Below are 20,015 nucleotides of genomic sequence, written 5' to 3'. Positions count from 1 at the left end.
AACAGTCGACGCCAGGGGACTCCATTGGACCTGCAAGCGATCAAGACCTTCCTCACCCTGGCCGACCTGAAACGCTTGAGTCTGTGCGCCGAACAACTGTGCCTGACCAAGTCGGCAGTCAGTTCGCGGATCAAGCAGCTTGAAGAACAGCTGGATCAACCGTTATTCGTGCGCAGCAATGAAGGCATGTCATTGACCCCGGCCGGGCGCCAGTTCTATCACCATGCCATCGCCATGCAGCAGCGCTGGCAACGCGCCAAGCGCGAGCTCGCCCAGCAGCAAACCAGCAGCGGTCGACTGCGCCTCGCTGCACATCCCAGCCTGGCCGGCGATCTACTGTTTCGTTGGGGCAGCGTCCTGCACCAATACGATCCACACCTGAACCTCCACCTGGAGGCCGATTATTCGGGGGCCATCGTCCGCCAGATCGCCGCGGGAGCCCTGGATATCGGCCTTATCTTCGTCGCCGACGCCACGGCCGGCCTAGTGGTCGAGCAGGCTGCAGAAGACCGCTTGCTGATGGTGTCCAGCCGCGCCACATCGCTGGACCAAGTAACCGCCGACAACTACCTGTATATCGACTGGGGCTGGGGCTATAACGCGGCGCACTCGGAGCGCTTGCCGCAGCTGCAGAGCAGCCGACTGACCTGCGGCTTTGCTGCGTTGGGTCTGCCCTGGCTGCAGCGCAACGGAGGGTGCGCCTACCTGGCGGAGCGCCAGGCGGCACCCCTGTTGAAGTCCGGCGAGCTGCACCAGGTGGCGGATGCGCCGGAGTTCAAACGGCCCATCTTCGTCACCTATGCCAGCGATGCGCAGGACCCACGGCTACTGCAGGTGGCCCTGACCAGCTTGCGCGAGGTTCTGGCGCAGCCCTGAAACGGCACGGGCCTCCCGTAGGAGGCCCGTGCCTTGCAGCGCACCGCTAAGGACGCTTAGGCGTTATCCGCCTGGATCTTAACGTCTGCGCCTGCGACTTCGCCCGAGTCCATGATCAGCGACTTGAGCACGCCAAGGGTCATCAGCAGGATCACCACACTGAGCGGTAGCGCCGCTGCGATATTGGCGGTCTGCAGCGCACTGAGGCCGCCGGCGACCAGCAATACCCCGGCGACGAAGCCGATCACGGTGCCCCAGAAGATGCGGAAGATCTTCGGCGGTTCCTCGTTACCCAGGGACAGGATGGTGGTCAGCACCAGGGTGCCGGAGTCGGACGAGGTGACGAACCAGCTGACCAGCAGGAACACCAGCATGGCCGACAGCACCCAACCCATGATGCCGGTACCGGCGATGCCGTCGGCCGTGGCGAACAGTGCGGCCGGCAGGTTCCAGGCATTCACCAACTGGATCAGCTCGCCAGTGCCGGCACCCCCCGCGGCATTCAGTTCCTGATAGAGCGCCGAACCGCCGAAGATGCCCAGCCAGACGAAGATAATCAGGGTCGGTACGCAGACCACGCCGATGACGAACTCACGCAGGGTGCGGCCACGCGAGATGCGCGCGATGAACAGCCCGACGAAGGGTGCCCACGCCAGCCACCAGCCCCAGTAGAACACGGTCCAGCCGTTCTGCCAGGCCGCCGGCCCTTCTTCTTCGGGGAACCACAGGCCCATCGGCATGAAGTTGACCAGGTAGCTGCCCAGCGACTCGCCGAACATACTCAGCAGCCAGGCGGTAGGCCCGCCGAACAGGAAGAAGGCCACCACCAGGGCGGAGATGATGATGTTCCATTCGGAAAGGATCCTGATGCCGCGGCCCACACCGGACAGCGCCGACATGATCGAGACGATGGAGATCAGACCGATCAGCACCAGCTGGGTAGTGGTGCCCGGGTCCACGCCAATCAGGCGCTCCAGGCCCACGGCCATCTGGCTGACGCCCAGGCCCAGGGAGGTGGCGATGCCGAATACGCAACCGAGCACGCCGAACAGGTCGACGATATGGCCGATCGGCCCGTAGATGCGATCGCCAATGAAGGGATGCAGCGCCGAACGCAGGGCCAGCGGCAGCTTCTTGCGGTAGGCGAAATAGGCCAGCGACAGACCGACGATGGCGTACACCGCCCAGCCATGAAAACCCCAGTGAAAGTAGGTCACCCGCAGGGCATCCACCGCCCGCGCATGGCCGATGGCAGTAGCGCCGGCCAGGTCGGCGTAGGGGTTGTTCGGGTAGCCGAAGGCGCCGCTGTTATCCAGGTAGAAGATCGGCTCGGCCACGCCGAAGAACAGGATGCCGATGCCGATGCCGGCGGAGAACAGCATGGAGAACCAGGCAAAATTGCTGAAGTCCGGCCTACTGTCATCGTCGCCGAGGCGCACGCTGCCGTAGCGGGTGAACACCAGCACGACACAGATCGCGATGAAGAACACCATGACCACCAAGTAGTACCAGCCGAAAATCCCTTCGATCCAGCTGCGAGTGGCACCGAACAGGGTCCCGGCCAATTCGGTATTGAACCCGGCAAACAGCACGAAGGCCAAAACCATGACCGCGGACACAATAGTCATGCCCTTGTGCATGCCTTTGAACAGGCCCGTTTTACACAGCAAATCTTCTTTGAATACGGTGGTGCCAGGGGCGCCACCGAATTTTTCTTTTATGGTCGACATTTACGTGTTCTCCACGGAGAGCTACGGCTAATTTTTGTATTTGTTATGCGTGTCGCTATTTCTTCAATTCACTGAAGAGATTCTTCTCAGCCGACGGCTGATCCGCCTGGCGCCAAGTTTCGCCGCCCAGGTTGTTGATCTTTCCGCAGTACTTGGTGTCGTTCGACGCGTTCCATTGCGGCCTGAATAAACACGTGCGAGGCATTCGCTGCTAGTCACGCGTGTGCGTGGTTTGGGTAATCCGTCCTTCAAGTCTGCGGCTGCAGTTCGAAGCGGCCGTATCAGGCAAAATTCGGCCAAAACGATACGAAAAGCATTGTTATGAAGCGGCAACGTCAGCGAAAGCAATAAAAACACGGCCTTTGCCCTCGGTATATTTATCCGTTTCTGGCCAGAGTCATAAACGGGCGCCGCTGCACGCAGATCGCAGGACAGGGTTATGCCTGGCCTGCGCGTTAGCGCCCTAGCGTTGCAACACATGAATCCGCGAGAGCAGCTCGTCGCGATCGACATAACAGCCCTTGAAGTGACGGGCACCGCTGGCCGGGTCGAATTCAGTGCGGGCATGCAAGGTACGGCGGTTGTCGAAGCACCAGAGTTGCCCCGCATCCAACCTGCGCTGCACACGGAAACGCGGTTCGCGGGTCATCTCGATGAACCGCCGGTAAGCGCTATACAGCGCCGGCATGCGCTCTGCCGGTGCATCGAAGGCGCCCCGCAGGAAGTTGCCCATGCGGATCTCACTGATCACGCCGTAGGCGTCCAGGCCGATGATCGGCGCCATACGGTGGTAGTCGCTGGTGCGGCTCCTGTTGCGGAACTCGATGGGCGTGTCACAGAGGATTTGGAACAGCTCAGGCGCCTCCTGCTGTAAGGCCGCGGCGATGGCGAAACCGTCGACGAAGACACTCTCGCCGCCCGTGGCATCGTTGACCAGGCAATGCAGAAACTGCAGACCCGGCTGCAACTCGCGGGTCGGCAGGTCGGTGTGCAGCGGCAGGTTGAAGGAGGTGTAGGCATTGCTGTCGGCGTCGGCCTTGGACTGCACATCGAACAGCACGCCGAAGTTGCTCTGGCGAATGAAGGAGATGCGCTTGGCGAGCACTGGCAAGACGTCCTCGGAGGTCGGCACACCGCGTAGCTGGGTCAGGCCGATGTCACGCACCGCCAGCAGCCACTGCAGCAGCGCGGCGTCATCTTCCATCACCGCCTGGTAGTCGAACTGCGGCAGTTGCTCGCCCATCTCGGCGCCCCATAAACGGCTCTGTGGGCGCAGCGCGCGACGCTCGGCCCGAGAGGCGTCGTCGTAGGCATGGGCGCGCAGCCAGCCGGGATGGAAGCGACTGTGGTGACCATCCTGCCAGTCGATCAGCAGGTGCCCCTGTTGGTCGATGCGGGTGCGCTGGGGATGCAACTCTGGCGGCACATCGACGATCTCGAACAGCTGCTCGCGGGTCACACTGTAAACGCACTGGCTGCAGGTGCAGTTATCACGCAGCCACTGGTGATGGAAGGGGCTGGTTCGAGCATCGCTCCAGGTGACCTCCAGGCTGTCGCTAGTGGAGCTAAGGCCAACCAGGCCGGTACTGATCGGGTAGCTGCGCCAATCGGCGATTGGCGCAGCGTCGAGGGAGGGGTCTACAGCGTTCATGGCGATCTCCGGGCGGGATGCTTCAAATAGTGTGGTTGTTCACGCTGCTGGGATAGAAGGACTCAGGCTCGATCGCGGGTCTATGCCCTGGCCGGCGGCAGGCCGATCACCCGGCCAACGCAGGCAGGGGACGGCAGATCACGATGGGTCTCGGCCAACGCCAGTACCTGCTGCAGCACCTGCTCGTCGAAGGTCGCCGAGCGCGAAGTGCGGGTGTCGATGTTCATCAACATCTGCTCGCTCTCGGCCAGCGCAGCGGCCACGCCTACCCGGTGCAGGCTATGGTGGATGTGCATACGTTTACGGTCGTGAGCCAGCAGTTGAGTGCGCACTTCGACCGCCTCACCGAGCTTGACCTCGTCGAGGTAGTTCAGGTGGCACTCCAGGGTATACAGGGTATGCCCGGTGCGCGTGCGACCCGCTTCGTCGAGGCCCAGCTGATCCATAAGCGCGTCGGTGGCGAAGCTGAAGACCAGCAGGTAGAAGGCATCACGCAGATGGCCGTTGTAATCCACCCACTCCGGAAGAATCTCGGTCTGGTAAGTGGTCAGGGGTTGAGCGCTGGACATCGGTTAGGCTCCTGGGCCGGCGGCGGCTTGCCGCACGGCGTGGTAATAGTTGGACTAAAGCCGGTGCGGGACTCAGGCATTGGCCAGGGTATGGGTGTCACCATCGACGCTCAGGGCTTGGCCGGTGATCTTGGCGCCAGCCTTGGAGCTCAGGAACAGGATCATGGCGGCGATGTCCTCGGGGTCGATGAAGGTCTTCAGCGAGCATTGGCTGACGTAGGCGGCCCGCACGTCATCCGCGCGCTTGCCACTGGCCTTGGCCTCGCGCTCGATCACCCCGTCCATGCGCGCGCCACTGATCGAGCCAGGGCAGATGGCGTTGACCCGGATACCGAACTCGCCCACCTCCATGGCCAGGGATTTACTCAGCCCGGTGACAGCCCACTTCGCCGCTGCATAGGCCGTGCGCAACGGGTAGCCCATGATCCCGGCGCTGGAGGAAATGTTGATGATGCAGCCGCTGCGCGCGGCCTTCATCAGCGGTAGCGCGAGCTTGCAGCAGTAGAAGGTGGAGTGCAGGTTGACGTCGAAGGTGCTGCGCCAAGCCAGGCTGTCGAGCCCTTCGAGGTGGCCGGCAGGACCGGCGATACCGGCATTGTTGACCAGCACGTCGATTCCGCCCAGGGCATCCAGGCCCTCACTGAAAAAACGCTCGACCTGAGCCTCGTCGCCGACGTCGATCAGCGAGCCGCTGAGCTGCGGATGTTCGCTGAGCAGCGCTTCCAGCGCCTGAGCATTGATATCGCAAAGATGCACCCGGGCGCCGGCGGCGAGAAACGCCAGGGCCGTCGCCCGGCCGATACCCGAGGCACCGGCAGTGATCATCACTCGCTGTTGTTGCAGATCCTCAAACATCACGCCTCCCGCATCAGAAATGCGCGTGGTAGCACCACGCGGCAACTGCCGAGCCGGCCCCTGGATTCAACCCAGGGGCCGCGCACCTTAATCAGCGAAGTCGAAGCCGTGCTTGGCCTTGGTTGCTTTGATCGCGTCCATCACCGCCATCAGGCAATCGTCACGGTAGCGCTCCAGCTCGGCGATGCTGCGCTGGCCCTGCTGCTCAGTGGTGCCTTCCACCACGCTGTCGATCAGGCCGTCGGTCAGCTCCGGCGCTTCCAGGTAGGTCCAGGGCAGTTTCAGCGCCGGGCCGAACTGGGCCATGAAGTGACGCATGCCGGCATTGCCGCCCGCCAGGGTGTAGGTCAGGAAGCTGCCCATGAACGACCAGCGCAGGCCGGCACCGAAACGGATCGCATCGTCGATCTCGCCGGTGGTGGCGACGCCATCGTTAACCAGGTGCAGCGACTCGCGCCACAGCGCCTCGAGCAGACGGTCGGCGATAAACCCCGGTACTTCCTTGCGCACGTGCAGCGGGCGCATGCCCAGGCTGGTATACACCTGAATGGCGGCCTGTACCGCTTCCGGCGCGGTCTTCTGGCCGCCAACCACTTCCACCAGCGGCAACAGGTACACCGGGTTGAACGGGTGACCGACCACACAGCGCTCGGGGTGCACGGCGTCGGCGTAGAACTCGCTGGGCAGCAGGCCCGAGGTGCTCGAACCGATCAGCACGTTGGGCCGCGCCGCGGCGCTGATCTTGGCATGCAGGTCGAGCTTCAACTCCAGACGCTCGGGAGCGCTTTCCTGGATGAAGTCGGCGTTCTTCACACACTCGTCGATGCTGTCGACGAAACGCAGGCGCTCGGGCGAAGCACCGGGCACCAGGCCTTGCTGCTTGAGCGCCGGCCAGGCGTTGGCGATGCGCTCACGCAGCGCCGCTTCGGCGCCAGGTGCCGGGTCCCAGGCCACAACGTCGAGGCCATGGGCCAGGGCGCGGGCGATCCAGCCGGCGCCGATCACGCCGGTGCCGAGGGCGGCGAAGGTTTTCAGTTCGGTGACAAAGGCCATGATGGCTCCTGCTTGGCTTGCCCGAATTGGATTCGGGCGGGGCGATTCAATTTGTTTGGGATGCTATCCGGGCGGCGAATAAGTCCGGGGCGACCGCGATCGCCCCGTCTAGATCAGCTCAGCCGCGCGGCTTGAGCTTCATCTTGGCGCGGCCTTCGGCCGGGGTCAGAACCCTGCCACCGAGGCGCTGGATGATTTCGACGACGCGTTCGACCAGGCTGCCGTTGGTCGCCGGTACTCCTTTGTCCAGCCAGATGTTGTCTTCCAGGCCGACCCGCACGTGACCACCGAGCAGCATGGCTTGGGCGGCCATCGGCATCTGCAGGCGACCGATGCCGAAGCCGGCCCAGGTGGCGCCCGCCGGCAGGTTGTCGGCCATGGCCTTCATGGTGGTGGTGTCGGCCGGAGCGCCCCATGGGATGCCCAGGCAGATCTGGAAGATCGGATCGTCCAGCAGGCCTTCCTTGATCATCTGCTTGGCGAACCACAGGTGACCGGTGTCGAAGATTTCCAGCTCGGCCTTGACCCCCAGCTCGGTGATGCGCTTGGCACCGGCACGCAGTTGCGCCGGGGTGGCGACGTAGATGTAGTCACCGTCGCCGAAATTCAGGGTGCCGCAGTCCAGGGTGCAGATCTCCGGGCGCAGCTCCTCGATATGCGCCAGGCGGGTCAACGGGCCGACCAGGTCGGAGCCGGCGCCAAACTCCATGGGCTGCTCGCCCGGACCGATCTCCAGATCACCGCCCATGCCGGCGGTAAGGTTGATGATCACGTCGGTGTCGCTCTCGCGGATGCGCTCGACTACCTCGCGGTACAAGGCCAGATCGCGGCTGCCCTTGCCAGTCTTGGGGTCACGCACATGGCAGTGGGCGACGGTGGCACCGGCCTTGGCGGCTTCGATGGCGGCGTCGGCGATCTGCTTGGGGGTGACCGGAATGGCCGGATGACGGCCAACGGTATCGCCGGCGCCGGTGACTGCACAGGTGACAATGACTTCGTAGTTCATGGAGTTTCCATCCTTATTCGAGGCGAATGGGTGCCGGGCGCCCAGGAGGGGCGCACGACACGGCGATTGATTGGGGAGTGTGTGGAACGGGCCGGTCTTACTTGAGCGCGGCCTGCACGGCGGCGACGCCATCCTTGCCATCGAAGGTGGTCACCCCGGCCAGGAACTTGCGCAGCTCCTGCGGGTTTTCCTTCAGCCACTTGCGCGCGACGTCCTTGGGCTCTTCGCGGTCCATGATCGGCGCCATCATCTGACCCTCCTGGGCGGCGGTGAAGCGCAGATTGCTCAGCAGACGGTCGATATTGGGGCAGCGCTGGGCGTAGTCTGGCGCGGTGACGGTCCAGACGGTGGCCAGGCCTTCATCGGCGCCGAATACGTCCTCACTGCCGGTCAGGTAGGTAACGTCCATCTTGATGTTCATCGGGTGCGGTGCCCAGCCGAAGAACACCACCGGCTTCTTGCTCCGCGTCGCACGGCTGACCGCGGCGAGCATGGCCGACTCGCTCGACTCGATCAGTTCGAAGCCGCCGAGGCCGAACTGGTTGCTGTCGATCATTTTCTTGATCGTGGTGTTGGCCCCGGTACCCGGATCGATGCCATAGATCTTGCCGTCCAGTTGCTCCCTGAATTTGGCGATATCGGCGTAGGTCTTCAGGCCCGCCTCGGCGGTATAGCTGGGCACCGCCAGGCTGGAGATGCCATCGGAGAGACCCGGTTCGCTGAGCACCCGGACCGACTTCTTGGCGAGAAACGGCGCAATGTTGTCGTCCATCAACGGCTTCCAGTAACCGAGGAAGAAGTCGAGTTGGTCACGCTGGATGCCGGAAAAGACAATCTGCTGTGAGGCTTGGGTCTGGGTGGTTGCATAGCCCAAGCCTTCGAGCAGGGTACTGGCCACGGCGGTAGTGGCGACCACGTCGGTCCAGCCAACCATGCCGATGCGTGCCTTCTGGCAGCTGGCCTGTTCGGCGGCCAATAGCGACGAGCTGAACAGACCGAGCAAACAGCAACCGGCGATTACCTTGAAACTTTTCATCAATGCGCCCTCGTATGGCGTTAGGGTTTTCCTTGTTGTTCTCCCGGAGCGCTGACGCCCCGTCCCGTACTCAGGCCTGAGTGCGCCCGATGGGGTCAGATTACGCAGCGCTACCGGTTAAAAAACGAACTAGAACGACCAGCTGTTGAACAGTAACGACCTTATTGCTTGTACTGAGAGCTCTTCTGCCTTTTAGTAACGACCAGCCTTCGCGGAACCCAGCCATGCCCCAGACCCTGTGCTTTCTCCTGCTGCCCGGCTTTTCCATGATGGGCCTGATGTCGGCCATCGAGCCGTTGCGCGTGGCCAATCGCTTTCGCGGCGAGCTCTATCGCTGGCGCCTGCTCAGCCTGGATGGCGCCGCGGTGGAGGCCAGCAACGGCATGTCGCTCAACGTCGATACCGCCCTGGAACTGCCGGCGGCCGGCGACAGCCTGTTCGTGGTCGCCGGCTTCCAGCCCCTGGCGACTTTCGACCACCGCCTGTCACTGTGGCTGCATCGGGTCGAGCGCGAAGGGGCAACCCTGGGCGGCATCGACACCGGCAGCTTCGTCCTGGCCGAAGCCGGGCTGTTTGCCGGGCAGCAGCTGACCCTGCACTGGGAAGCCATCGAAGCCTTTCAGGAGCGCTATCCACGCTTGGCGGTCACCCAGGAACTGTTCGAAATCGACGGTAAGCGCATCACCAGCGCCGGCGGCACCGCCAGCCTCGACCTGATGCTCACCCTGATCGACCGCGACCACGGTGAAGCGCTGGCGCTGGCGGTGTCCGAGCAATTCGTCCTCGGCCGCATCCGCACGCGCCAGGATCATCAGCGCATGCAGATCGCCAGCCGCTATGACGTGCACAACAAGAAGCTGGTACAGGTCATCGGTGAAATGCAGCGCCACAGCGAAGAACCACTCAGTTCCCAGCAACTCGCCGAACTGATCAAGGTCACCCCGCGCCAGCTGGAACGCCTGTTCCGCCAGCACCTGAACGAAACCCCGTCCAACTTCTACCTGGCCCTGCGCCTGGACAAGGCGCGCCAGTTGCTGCGCCAGACCGACCTGAGCGTACTGGAAGTCGGCCTGGCCTGCGGCTTCGAATCCTCCTCGTATTTCTCCCGCTGCTATCGCGTGCGCTTCGCCACGTGCCCCAGCCAGGATCGTCACGAGCATCCGGCGGCCTCACTCCCTTAAGAGCGGGCTTCAGCCCGCGTTCGCTGCTCGGCTGTCGGTGGGCGAAAGCCCACCCGACACAAGCGGCCTTGCCGACGGCTTATCCGTTCGCGACCTGGCATTGACGCTTTCGGCAATACCCCAGTCGTTTTTGCACCGGGTCGCCCCGCCCCCCAGGGATATGCTCCCCACAAAGCGCCAACACCGGGTTTGGCGACAGCAGACAAAGGGGACAGCCGAATGAGCCCAGCACAAGTGCACGCCGACAGCATCGTTATTGATGGCCTGATCATCGCCAAGTGGAACCGTGAACTGTTCGAAGACATGCGCAAGGGCGGCCTGACCGCGGCCAATTGCACGGTTTCGGTATGGGAAGGTTTCCAGGCCACGGTCAACAACATCGCCGCCAGTCAGAAGCTGATCCGCGACAACAGCGACCTGGTGATCCCGGTGCGTACCACCGCCGACATCCACGCGGCCAAGGCCCAGGGCAAGACCGGCATCCTCTTCGGCTTCCAGAACGCCCACGCGTTCGAGGACCAGATTGGCTACGTCGAGGTGTTCAAGCAGCTCGGCGTGGGCATCGTGCAGATGTGCTACAACACCCAGAACCTGGTTGGCACCGGCTGCTACGAGCGCGACGGCGGCCTGTCCGGCTTCGGCCGCGAGATCGTCGCCGAGATGAACCGGGTCGGCATCATGTGCGACCTGTCCCACGTCGGCAGCAAGACGTCCGAGGAAGTCATCCTCGAGTCGAAGAAAGCCGTGTGCTACTCGCATTGCCTGCCGTCCGGGCTGAAAGAGCACCCGCGCAACAAGTCCGACGCCGAGCTGAAGTTCATCGCCGACCACGGCGGCTTCGTCGGCGTGACCATGTTCGCGCCGTTCCTGGCCAAGGGCATCGACTCGACCATCGACGACTACGCCGAGGCCATCGAGTACGTGATGAATATCGTCGGCGAAGACGCCATCGGTATCGGCACCGACTTCACCCAGGGCCACGGCCAGGACTTCTTCGAGTGGCTGACCCACGACAAGGGCTACGCCCGCCGTCTGACCAGCTTCGGCAAGATCGTCAACCCGCTGGGCATCCGTACTGTTGGTGAATTCCCCAACCTCACCGAGACCCTGCTCAAGCGCGGCATGCCCGAGCGCACCGTGCGCAAGGTCATGGGCGAGAACTGGGTCCGCGTATTGAAAGACGTCTGGGGCGAATAAACCCCTACACATGGCACGAACGAATGTGGGAGGGGCTTTAGCCGCGACTTGCCCCGAAGGGGCAGCGCTCTTGAGAGCAGCGCGGCTAAAGCGGAACGCCGCCCGGCCCCTCCCACAAATCAAACAAGATTCTGGAGTACTGAACATCATGACCACCCACGCACCCGAAATGCCCATCGAAGTCGACAGCGAAACCGGCGTCTGGACCACCGACGCCCTGCCGATGCTCTATGTGCCGCGGCATTTCTTCGTCAACAACCACATTGGCATCGAGGAAGTGCTGGGCGCCGACGCCTATGCCGAGATCCTTTACAAGGCCGGCTACAAGTCCGCCTGGCATTGGTGTGAGAAGGAAGCCGAGTGCCACGGCCTGTCCGGTGTGGCGGTGTTCGAGCATTACATGAAGCGCCTGTCGCAACGCGGCTGGGGCCTGTTCAAGACCCAATCGATCGACCTCGACAAAGGCACCTGCGAGGTGCGCCTGGATCACTCCGCTTTCGTCTACGTCTACGGCCAGTGCGGGCGCATGGTCGACTACATGTTTACCGGCTGGTTCGCCGGCGCCATGGATCAGATCCTGGCCGCCCAGGGCAGCTCGATCCGCACGGTGGCCGAACAGGTCCACGGTGCTTCGCAAGAAGGCCACGACCACGGCCTGTTCATCGTCAAGCCACTCTGATCAAAACAACCGTCCGTGGGAGGGGCTTTAGCCGCGACAGCATCGCCGCTAAAGCGCCTCCCACAGAGACCGCTAGGCCGCTTACCGTGAGGATGCCGTAATGGCTTTTGAAGCAATGTTCCAGCCGATCCAGATCGGTAAACTGACCATCCGTAACCGTATCGTGTCCACCGCGCACGCCGAGGTCATGGCCACCGACGGCGGCATGACCACCGAGCGTTACGTCAAGTACTACGAAGAGAAGGCCAAGGGCGGCATCGGCCTGGCCATCTGCGGCGGCTCCTCGGTGGTCTCCATCGACAGCCCCCATGGCTGGTGGAGCTCGGTGAACCTGTCCACCGACAGGATCATCCCGCACTTCCAGAACCTGGCCGACGCCATGCACAAGCATGGCGCCAAGATCATGATCCAGATTACCCACATGGGTCGTCGCTCGCGCTGGGATGGTTTCGACTGGCCGACCCTGATGTCGCCGTCCGGCATCCGCGAACCGGTACACCGCGCGACCTGCAAGACCATCGAGCCGGAAGAGATGTGGCGCATCATCGGTGACTTCGCCCAGGCCGCGCGCCGGGCCAAAGCAGGCGGCCTGGACGGCGTCGAGTTGTCGGCCGTGCACCAGCACATGATCGACCAGTTCTGGTCGCCACGGGTCAACAAGCGTACCGACGAATGGGGCGGCACCTTCGAGGGCCGGATGAAATTCGGCCTGGAAGTGCTCAAGGCCGTGCGCAAGGAAGTCGGTGACGATTTCTGCGTGGGCCTGCGCATCTCCGGCGACGAGTTCCACCCGGATGGCTTGTCCCACGAGGACATGAAGCAGATCGCCAAGTACTACGATGACACCGGCTTGCTCGATTTTATGGGCGTGGTGGGTTCTGGCGCCGACACCCACAACACCCTGGCCAACGTTATCCCCAACATGAGCTTTCCGCCCGAGCCGTTCCTGCATCTGGCGGCCGGGATCAAGGAAGTGGTCAAGATTCCGGTGCTGCACGCACAGAACATCAAGGACCCGAACCAGGCCACCCGGATCCTCGAAGGCGGTTACGTCGACATGGTCGGCATGACCCGCGCGTTCATCGCCGACCCGCACCTGATCGCCAAGGTCAAGATGGGCCAGGTCGACCAGATCAAGCAGTGCGTCGGTGCCAACTACTGCATCGACCGCCAGTACCAGGGCCTGGACGTGCTGTGCATCCAGAACGCCGCGACCTCGCGTGAATACATGGGCCTGCCGCACATCATCGAGAAGACCACCGGCGTCAAGCGCAAGGTGGTGGTAGTCGGTGGTGGTCCAGCCGGCATGGAAGCGGCGCGCGTCGCGGCCGAACGTGGCCACGATGTCACCCTGTTCGAGAAGAAGGACCAACTTGGCGGGCAGATCACCACGGCCTCCAAGGCGCCACAACGTGACCAGATCGCCGGCATCACCCGTTGGTATCAGCTGGAACTGGCGCGCCTGAAAATCGACCTGCGCCTGGGCACTGGTGCCGATCACGCGAGCATCATGGACCTGCGTCCGGATGTAGTAGTGCTGGCCAACGGCGGTCATCCGTTCCTCGAGCAGAACGAGCACTGGGGCGCGGCCGAAGGCCTGGTAGTGAGCAGCTGGGATGTCCTCGACGGCAAGGTCGCACCGGGCAAGAACGTGCTGGTGTACGACACCATCTGTGAATTCACCGGCATGTCGGTCGCAGACTTCATCGCCGACAAGGGCAGTCAGGTCGAGATCGTCACCGACGACATCAAGCCGGGTGTAGGCATGGGCGGCACCTCGTTCCCGACGGCCTACCGCAGCATGTACCCGAAGGGTGTGATCATGACCAGCGACATGATGCTGGAAAAGGTCTACCGCGAGGGCGACAAGCTGGTGGCGGTGCTGGAGAACGAATACACCGGCGCCCAGGAAGAACGCGTGGTCGATCAGGTGGTGGTGGAGAACGGCGTACGTCCGGACGAAACCCTTTACTACGCTCTGAAGGAAGGTTCGCGTAACAAGGGCCAGATCGACGTTGAAGCGCTGTTCGCGATCAAGCCGCAGCCTTGCCTGTCCGAGACCGGCGACGGCTATCTGCTGTTCCGCATCGGTGACTGCGTGGCCCAACGCAACACCCATGCGGCGATCTACGACGCCCTGCGGTTGTGCAAGGACTTCTGACCTAGCCGCCTACCTCTGTGGGAGGGGCTTTAGCCGCGACGGCTTGATCGCAAAGCGTCGCGGCTAAAGCCCCTGCCACGGGAACTGTCTCCAGCACGGGCTCCGTGAGGACCATCAGATGTTGAACACCCTACTCCCTATTCTGCTGTTCGCCGCACTCGGCCTGGCCGTACTCGGTGCCGGCAAGCGTTTCCTCATGTGGCGCCGCGGCAAACCGGCCAAGGTCGATTGGCTCGGTGGCCTGCTGGCCATGCCACGCCGCTACCTGGTGGATCTGCACCATGTGGTCGAGCGCGACAAATACATGTCCAAGACCCACGTGGCCACCGCCGGTGGCTTCGTCCTGGCTGCCGCACTGGCGATCCTGGTACACGGCTTCGGCCTGCACAGCCGGATCCTCGGTTTCGCCCTGCTGGGCGCCTGCGTGCTGATGTTCGTCGGTGCGCTGTTCGTCGCCAAGCGCCGCCTCGACCCGCCCGCGCGGCTGTCGAAAGGCCCGTGGATGCGCCTGCCGAAAAGCCTGCTGATGTTCGCCGTGAGCTTCTTTATTGCCACCCTGCCGGTGGCCGGGATTCTTCCGGAAGGTTTCGGTGGTTGGATCCTCGCCGTGATCCTCGCGGTCGGCGTGGCCTGGGGCGTGTCCGAGCTGTTCTTCGGCATGACCTGGGGCGGGCCGATGAAGCACGCCTTCGCCGGCGCCTTGCACCTGGCCTGGCACCGCCGCAGCGAGCGCTTCGGCGGCGGCCGTTCGACTGGCCTGAAAGCCCTGGACCTGAACGACCCCAAGGCCTCGCTGGGCGTGGAAAAACCCAGCGATTTCACCTGGAACCAACTGCTCGGTTTCGACGCCTGCGTGCAGTGCGGCAAGTGCGAGGCAGCCTGCCCGGCCTTCGCCGCCGGCCAGCCGCTGAACCCGAAGAAGCTGATTCAGGACATGGTGGTCGGCCTGGCGGGTGGTACTGACGCCAAGTTCGCCGGCTCGCCCTACCCTGGCCAGGCCATTGGCGAACACAGCGGTGGCCCGCACTTGCCGATCGTCAACCTCAACGGCAAGGCGCTGGTCGATGCAGAAACCCTGTGGTCGTGCACCACCTGCCGCGCCTGCGTCGAGGAATGCCCGATGATGATCGAGCACGTCGATGCCATCGTCGACATGCGCCGTCACCTGACCCTGGAAAAAGGCGCCACGCCGAACAAGGGCGCCGAGGTGCTGGATAACCTGATTGCCACCGACAACCCCGGCGGCTTCGCTCCCGGCGGCCGCTTGAACTGGGCAGCGGACCTCAACCTGCCACTGCTGAGCGAGAAGAAGTCGGTAGACGTGTTGTTCTGGGTTGGCGACGGCGCCTTCGACATGCGCAACCAGCGCACCCTGCGCGCCTTCGTCAAGGTACTCAAAGCGGCCAACGTCGACTTCGCCGTACTCGGCCTGGAAGAACGCGACAGCGGCGACGTAGCCCGGCGCCTGGGCGACGAAGCGACCTTCCAGACCCTGGCCAAACGCAACATCGCCACCATGAGCCAGTACCAGTTCAACAAGATTGTCAGCTGCGACCCGCACAGCTTCCACGTCCTGAAAAACGAATACGGCGAACTGGGCGGCCACTATCAGGTGCTGCACCACAGCACCTACATGGACGAGCTGATCAGCGGCCAGAAACTCAATCTCGGCCAACACAAGGGCGGCAGTGTCACCTATCACGACCCCTGCTACCTGGGCCGTTACAACGGCGAATATGAAGCCCCGCGCGCGGTGCTCAAGGCGATTGGCATCGAGGTCAAGGAGATGGAGCGTTCCGGCTTCCGTTCGCGCTGCTGCGGCGGTGGTGGCGGCGCGCCGATTACCGACATCCCCGGCAAGCAGCGGATTCCCGACATGCGCATGGTCGACATTCAGGAAACTGGCGCCGAACTGGTCGCCGTGGGCTGCCCGCAGTGCACCGCGATGCTCGAAGGCGTGGTCGAACCGCGGCCACAGATCAAGGACATCGCCGAGCTGGTGGCAGACGTGTTGCTCGAGGCCCCCGCCCCGGCAAAAAAGCCCGTTCCGGCCAAGCTTGAAGCTCTGGAGGTGCACTGATGAGCGACATCATCCGCCGCGACCCGCGGGCCGAATGGATCGCCCGCAACCGCCTGCATCCGCTACACGCGGCCATGCAGAAGGCTGAGACCAGCTGGATGGGGCCCAACGGCCTCGTCCGCAAGAACCCCCACGCGCTCGGATTCATCGGCCCCAACGGGCTCAAACGGATCGACCGTAGTGGCGCCCAACAAGGCGGCAGCGGCAAGCGCACAACCGCCAGTGCAGTGGTGCAACTACCGCTGCATGTGATCGAGCAACCGGCGTTTTATATCGCCGTGGTGCCGGACATGATCGGCGGCCGCCTGAGCAGCCACGACAAGGACCTGCTCGGCCTGGCCAACAAGCTGGCCGGCAGCGATGGCGCCGTGGTCGCGGTGGTGTTCGGCGAGCACAAGGAAAGCGCCTTCGACAGCGCCGGCGTCGACCGCCTGCTGCACATCGAAGGCGAGCTGTACGAAGGCTATGCCCCCGAGCAACGGGTGCTGGCCCTCAGTGCGCTGGAAAGCCAATTGGCACCACGCCACTGGCTGCTGCCGGACAGCCGCACCGGCGGCGGCGAACTCGGCCGCCGGCTGGCCGCCAAACTCGCCGAGCGTCCGGCCACGCGGGTCTGGCAGGTCACCGAGGGCCAGTGCATCGGTCGCGCCGGGGCCGGCCGCGAAGACCTGGTGCGCAGTGCGCCGCGGCTGATCCTGGCCGCCGTCGAATGCGCCGAGCCGGTCAGCGACACCCGCCATGCAGTGCAGCGGGTCGAACTGCGCGACCCGATCGCGCGCAACCTGCCGCGCATCGAGGACCTCGGCGCCGTGGCAGTCGACCCGGCATTGATCCCCATGGCCGAAGCCGAGTTCATCCTCTCCGGCGGTAATGGGGTCAAGGACTGGACCCAGTTTCACAGCGCCGCCGTCGCCCTCGGCGCCACCGAAGGCGCGTCGCGGGTGGCGGTGGACGACGGCTTCATGCCACGCAACCGCCAGGTCGGTGCCACCGGCACCTGGGTCACCGCGCGGGTCTACATGGCCGTGGGCATCTCCGGCGCCATCCAGCACCTGCAAGGCATCGGCGCCTGCGACAAGGTAATCGCGATCAACCTGGATCCGGGCTGCGACATGATCAAACGGGCCGACCTTTCGGTAATCGGCGATTCGGCGGCGATCCTCGCCGCGCTGATCGAGCGGGTTACCGCCTATCGCCAAGGAGGCGCACGTGATGCTGCCTAACAACCTGAACATCATCACCCTGGTTTCCATCGGCGCGCATCCGACCTCCGGCCGCGCTCGCCGCGCCGAGCAGGACGCGCGCGCGGTCGAGCTGGGCCTACGCCTGGCCGGCGACAAACTGCAGGTGCTGCACGCGGGCGACCCGGCGGACGAAACCCTGCGCGCCTACTTGGGCATGGGCCTGAGCGAGCTGACCGTACTGGAGCAACCCAGCCACGGCGATGCGCTGCCGTTGCTGAGCAGTTACCTGCAGGATGCCGGCGCCCAACTGGTGCTCACCGGTAGTCAGGCGGAAACCGGCGAAGGCTCGGGCATGCTGCCTTTCCTCCTGGCCGAACAACTGGGCTGGCCACTGGTGGTCGGCCTGGCGGAAGTGGAGAAGATCGAGAACGGCATGGCCCAGGTGCTGCAAGCACTGCCCCGCGGCCAACGCCGTCGGCTGAAGGTGCGTTTGCCGTTTATTGCCTGCGTCGACAACGCCGCGCCGGCTGCCCGCCAGAGCGCCTTCGGCCCGGCCCGGCGCGGCCAGCTGCAGGCTTGCGAACAGACCATCGTCGACGATAGCCTGCTCGCCGAAGCCCGCTTCCAACCCGCCCGGCCGCGACCGAAACGGCTCAAGGTGATCAAGGCCAAGACCGGCGCCGAACGGATGAAAGCGGCAACCGCCAAGGCTTCCGGCGGTGGCGGCCAGGTGCTCAAAGATGTCTCGCCGCAAGCTGGCGCCGAGGCTATCTTCAAGCTATTGGTCGAGGAAGGCATGCTGCGCTAAAGCATTGCCGCCACTACCTGCACTATCCAGGATGGGATCGGGCCGCGCAGGTTGAGCGCAGCGCGACCCATGCCGAACCGACGCAGCGCCAACGGAGAATTGAACCATGATGCATGCCGACCTGATCGACCAAGAGGATTTTCGCGAGCGCCTGGTCGCCCTGGGCTTTCCCATCCCGCATGGCGCCAGCGCCGAGCAAGCCTGCCAACAGGCGGTGAGCGGCCTCAACCCGGAGCGAGCGCTGGCCCTGCGCCGTCTGGTCGAGCAACTGCTGGGCGGCAGCGCCACCCTGCTGCCGACCGTGCGCGAGGCGATCTCGCGCACCCTGCTGCCAGCGCTGGTGCCGCGCTGAGAGCAAGGTGCAGACATGAAAAAGGGGCGCTTTGAGCGCCCCTTCGGCTTTCCGGCAAACCGTCATTACATAAGTCGGGACGGCCACACCTATCGCTGACCACCCATCCTACGCAGGACCTCCCGCTACAACCGCACGCTGGCGAAGGTCGACTCGCCCTGGGCGCGGGTCAGTGCCTCCATAGCGCTGGACGAGGAAGGTCGCATCAGGTCTTCCGGCAGCGGCACCAAGGCCACTACGTTGCCCGAGCGCTGTCCGGAGCGCTCGTCGCGCGGCGGGATGCCGAAGTATTCGCGGTAGCACTTGGAGAAGTGCGGAGTGGAGACAAAACCGCAGACCGAAGCCACTTCGATGATCGACATCGAGGTCTGCTTGAGCAGCTGACGCGCGCGGATCAGGCGCAGCTTGAGGTAGTAGCGCGACGGCGAGCAGTGCAGGTATTTCTGGAACAGGCGCTCGAGCTGGCGACGGGATACGTCGACATACAGCGCCAACTGGTCGAGATCGATCGGCTCTTCCAGGTTGGCTTCCATCAGCGCGACTATTTCCTGCAGCTTTGGCTGGTTGGTGCCGAGCATGTGCTTGAGCGGCACACGCTGGTGATCCTGCTCATTGCGGATGCGCTCGTAGATGAACATCTCCGAGATGCCGGCCGCCAGCTCGCGGCCATGCTCACGACCGATCAGGTGCAGCATCATGTCCATCGGCGCGGTGCCGCCGGACGAGGTATTACGCTTGCGGTCGATGGAGAACAGCCGGGTGGTCACGGCCGCACGCGGAAAAGCTTCCTGCATGGCGGCAAGGAATTCCCAATGCACGCTGCAGTCGTGGCCATCGAGCAGGCCGGCCTTGGCCAAGGCCCAACTACCGGTGCACACCGCACCCATTTGCCGACCGTGGCGCGCCTGCACCTGCAGCCAGTGCAGGTGCTCGCGGGTAACGCTGTGCTGGATATCCACGCCGCCGCAGACGATCACCGCATCCAGCACCGGAGCATTGCTCAGGCCGGCGTCCGGGGTGATCTGCAGGCCGTCGCTGGCGCGCACCGGCAAGCCACTCTGGGTCAGGGTATGCCAGCGGTACAGCTCCTTGCCGGAGAGCTGGTTGGCCATGCGCAGGGGCTCGACCGCCGAAGCCAGGGAAATCAGGGTGAAGTTATCCAGCAGGAGAAAACCGATGGCCTGGGGAACAGGGTTCTGGGGCTGCGCCCCTGGAGCGAACTGCGACATAAATCAAACCCTCACGCAAAGCAAAGCACGGTGTTGAGCCTTCAATCATGGCGAGGCTCTATTTTTCTGATTCTGGTAAACGGCAGCCCCAGATCGGCTCGATTAACTACGCAAAGGCCGTGCCTAGATTGTTGGGGCGTTCAATATAAATTCGAGGCTTTATCCAAGGCCCGTGCCACAGGGCTTTGGCAGGAGCGACATAAGCATTCTGTTTGCGACCGCGAGAACCCGTGGGACGAGCCTCATGAGCATTTCGGTAGCACTTGCCGAAACCCTCGATGTCACCGCGTTACTTGTGGGAATAACCGCAGTAACCAACCGGTAACAGGCCACGTGACCTGGCGGTCACGGTGGCCAGCGCACGCGTC

General features: G+C 63.8%; 17 protein-coding genes. 9 read left to right on the top strand and 8 right to left on the bottom strand.

Annotated elements, in window-relative coordinates:
* Positions 1-24: 24 nt before the first annotated feature.
* Positions 25-876, top strand: a complete 852-nt coding sequence (locus B2D37_RS19500) for a LysR family transcriptional regulator (RefSeq protein WP_079204267.1) — start codon at positions 25-27, stop codon at positions 874-876.
* Positions 877-932: 56 nt separating this feature from the next.
* Here the strand turns inward: B2D37_RS19500 and B2D37_RS19495 are convergent, their stop codons facing one another.
* The 7 genes from B2D37_RS19495 to choX form a co-directional block, all read right to left on the bottom strand.
* Positions 933-2,606, bottom strand: a complete 1,674-nt coding sequence (locus tag B2D37_RS19495; RefSeq protein ID WP_079204266.1) for a BCCT family transporter — start codon at positions 2,604-2,606, stop codon at positions 933-935.
* A gap of 463 nt (positions 2,607-3,069) precedes the next feature.
* Positions 3,070-4,257 (bottom strand): gamma-butyrobetaine dioxygenase, encoded by a 1,188-nt coding sequence (locus B2D37_RS19490; protein WP_079204265.1) that lies wholly within the window; start codon positions 4,255-4,257, stop codon positions 3,070-3,072.
* A gap of 80 nt (positions 4,258-4,337) precedes the next feature.
* Entirely contained in the window at positions 4,338-4,826 is a 489-nt protein-coding gene (locus tag B2D37_RS19485; protein WP_079204264.1) for a thioesterase family protein, read from the bottom strand.
* A 72-nt stretch (positions 4,827-4,898) separates the two neighbouring features.
* Positions 4,899-5,681 carry an SDR family oxidoreductase gene (locus B2D37_RS19480; protein ID WP_079204263.1) on the bottom strand — a complete coding sequence of 261 codons (783 nt, stop codon included), beginning with the start codon at positions 5,679-5,681 and terminating at the stop codon, positions 4,899-4,901.
* Positions 5,682-5,768: 87 nt separating this feature from the next.
* Positions 5,769-6,734 (bottom strand): L-carnitine dehydrogenase, encoded by a 966-nt coding sequence (locus tag B2D37_RS19475; protein WP_079204262.1) that lies wholly within the window; start codon positions 6,732-6,734, stop codon positions 5,769-5,771.
* A 118-nt stretch (positions 6,735-6,852) separates the two neighbouring features.
* Positions 6,853-7,740, bottom strand: coding sequence for a 3-keto-5-aminohexanoate cleavage protein (locus B2D37_RS19470; RefSeq protein WP_079204261.1), 888 nt, complete (start codon positions 7,738-7,740; stop codon positions 6,853-6,855).
* A gap of 97 nt (positions 7,741-7,837) precedes the next feature.
* The gene (gene choX / locus B2D37_RS19465; RefSeq protein ID WP_079204260.1) at positions 7,838-8,776 is read right to left on the bottom strand and encodes a choline ABC transporter substrate-binding protein; all 939 of its coding nucleotides are present in this window, start codon (positions 8,774-8,776) and stop codon (positions 7,838-7,840) included.
* Between the two features lie 224 nt (positions 8,777-9,000).
* Here choX and B2D37_RS19460 point away from each other — a divergent pair, with 224 nt between their 5' ends.
* The 8 genes from B2D37_RS19460 to B2D37_RS19425 all read left to right on the top strand — a co-directional run bounded on the left by B2D37_RS19460 (position 9,001) and on the right by B2D37_RS19425 (position 18,418).
* Positions 9,001-9,957, top strand: coding sequence for a GlxA family transcriptional regulator (locus tag B2D37_RS19460; RefSeq protein WP_079204259.1), 957 nt, complete (start codon positions 9,001-9,003; stop codon positions 9,955-9,957).
* Positions 9,958-10,176: 219 nt separating this feature from the next.
* Positions 10,177-11,154, top strand: a complete 978-nt coding sequence (locus tag B2D37_RS19455) for a dipeptidase (RefSeq protein WP_079204258.1) — start codon at positions 10,177-10,179, stop codon at positions 11,152-11,154.
* Positions 11,155-11,302: 148 nt separating this feature from the next.
* Positions 11,303-11,833 (top strand): 4-vinyl reductase, encoded by a 531-nt coding sequence (locus tag B2D37_RS19450; protein WP_079204256.1) that lies wholly within the window; start codon positions 11,303-11,305, stop codon positions 11,831-11,833.
* Positions 11,834-11,933: 100 nt separating this feature from the next.
* The gene (gene dgcA / locus B2D37_RS19445; RefSeq protein ID WP_079204255.1) at positions 11,934-13,994 is read left to right on the top strand and encodes a dimethylglycine demethylation protein DgcA; all 2,061 of its coding nucleotides are present in this window, start codon (positions 11,934-11,936) and stop codon (positions 13,992-13,994) included.
* A 118-nt stretch (positions 13,995-14,112) separates the two neighbouring features.
* Entirely contained in the window at positions 14,113-16,074 is a 1,962-nt protein-coding gene (gene dgcB / locus B2D37_RS19440) for a dimethylglycine demethylation protein DgcB (protein ID WP_079204254.1), read from the top strand.
* The gene (locus B2D37_RS19435) at positions 16,074-17,297 is read left to right on the top strand and encodes an electron transfer flavoprotein subunit alpha/FixB family protein (RefSeq protein WP_079204253.1); all 1,224 of its coding nucleotides are present in this window, start codon (positions 16,074-16,076) and stop codon (positions 17,295-17,297) included. Before dgcB ends, B2D37_RS19435 begins: the two co-directional genes overlap by 1 nt.
* Positions 17,287-18,066: an electron transfer flavoprotein subunit beta gene (locus B2D37_RS19430; protein ID WP_079204252.1), complete on the top strand. Its 780-nt coding sequence runs from the start codon at positions 17,287-17,289 to the stop codon at positions 18,064-18,066. The genes B2D37_RS19435 and B2D37_RS19430 overlap by 11 nt, the downstream gene beginning before the upstream one ends.
* A gap of 106 nt (positions 18,067-18,172) precedes the next feature.
* Positions 18,173-18,418 carry a hypothetical protein gene (locus B2D37_RS19425; RefSeq protein ID WP_079204251.1) on the top strand — a complete coding sequence of 82 codons (246 nt, stop codon included), beginning with the start codon at positions 18,173-18,175 and terminating at the stop codon, positions 18,416-18,418.
* A gap of 125 nt (positions 18,419-18,543) precedes the next feature.
* Here the strand turns inward: B2D37_RS19425 and B2D37_RS19420 are convergent, their stop codons facing one another.
* The gene (locus B2D37_RS19420; protein WP_079204249.1) at positions 18,544-19,647 is read right to left on the bottom strand and encodes a GlxA family transcriptional regulator; all 1,104 of its coding nucleotides are present in this window, start codon (positions 19,645-19,647) and stop codon (positions 18,544-18,546) included.
* Between the last annotated feature and the right edge of the window lie 368 nt (positions 19,648-20,015).

It is taken from the genome of Pseudomonas sp. CC6-YY-74 (genome assembly GCF_002025205.1).
GTDB lineage: Bacteria > Pseudomonadota > Gammaproteobacteria > Pseudomonadales > Pseudomonadaceae > Aquipseudomonas > Aquipseudomonas paeninsulae.
The sequence above is the reverse complement of the archived record's forward strand: the minus strand, read 5'-3'. Positions and strand labels throughout refer to the sequence as shown.

Excerpts from the sequence above, each read along its gene's own strand:
- B2D37_RS19470 (WP_079204261.1), bottom strand. The coding sequence starts at position 7,740 with ATGAACTACGAAGTCATTGTCACCTGTGCAGTCACCGGCGCCGGCGAT.
- dgcA (WP_079204255.1), top strand. The coding sequence starts at position 11,934 with ATGGCTTTTGAAGCAATGTTCCAGCCGATCCAGATCGGTAAACTGACC.
- B2D37_RS19455 (WP_079204258.1), top strand. The coding sequence starts at position 10,177 with ATGAGCCCAGCACAAGTGCACGCCGACAGCATCGTTATTGATGGCCTG.
- B2D37_RS19425 (WP_079204251.1), top strand. The coding sequence starts at position 18,173 with ATGATGCATGCCGACCTGATCGACCAAGAGGATTTTCGCGAGCGCCTG.
- B2D37_RS19430 (WP_079204252.1), top strand. The coding sequence starts at position 17,287 with ATGCTGCCTAACAACCTGAACATCATCACCCTGGTTTCCATCGGCGCG.
- B2D37_RS19435 (WP_079204253.1), top strand. The coding sequence starts at position 16,074 with ATGAGCGACATCATCCGCCGCGACCCGCGGGCCGAATGGATCGCCCGC.
- choX (WP_079204260.1), bottom strand. The coding sequence starts at position 8,776 with ATGAAAAGTTTCAAGGTAATCGCCGGTTGCTGTTTGCTCGGTCTGTTC.
- B2D37_RS19475 (WP_079204262.1), bottom strand. The coding sequence starts at position 6,734 with ATGGCCTTTGTCACCGAACTGAAAACCTTCGCCGCCCTCGGCACCGGC.
- dgcB (WP_079204254.1), top strand. The coding sequence starts at position 14,113 with ATGTTGAACACCCTACTCCCTATTCTGCTGTTCGCCGCACTCGGCCTG.
- B2D37_RS19495 (WP_079204266.1), bottom strand. The coding sequence starts at position 2,606 with ATGTCGACCATAAAAGAAAAATTCGGTGGCGCCCCTGGCACCACCGTA.
- B2D37_RS19480 (WP_079204263.1), bottom strand. The coding sequence starts at position 5,681 with ATGTTTGAGGATCTGCAACAACAGCGAGTGATGATCACTGCCGGTGCC.
- B2D37_RS19485 (WP_079204264.1), bottom strand. The coding sequence starts at position 4,826 with ATGTCCAGCGCTCAACCCCTGACCACTTACCAGACCGAGATTCTTCCG.
- B2D37_RS19460 (WP_079204259.1), top strand. The coding sequence starts at position 9,001 with ATGCCCCAGACCCTGTGCTTTCTCCTGCTGCCCGGCTTTTCCATGATG.
- B2D37_RS19490 (WP_079204265.1), bottom strand. The coding sequence starts at position 4,257 with ATGAACGCTGTAGACCCCTCCCTCGACGCTGCGCCAATCGCCGATTGG.
- B2D37_RS19450 (WP_079204256.1), top strand. The coding sequence starts at position 11,303 with ATGACCACCCACGCACCCGAAATGCCCATCGAAGTCGACAGCGAAACC.
- B2D37_RS19420 (WP_079204249.1), bottom strand. The coding sequence starts at position 19,647 with ATGTCGCAGTTCGCTCCAGGGGCGCAGCCCCAGAACCCTGTTCCCCAG.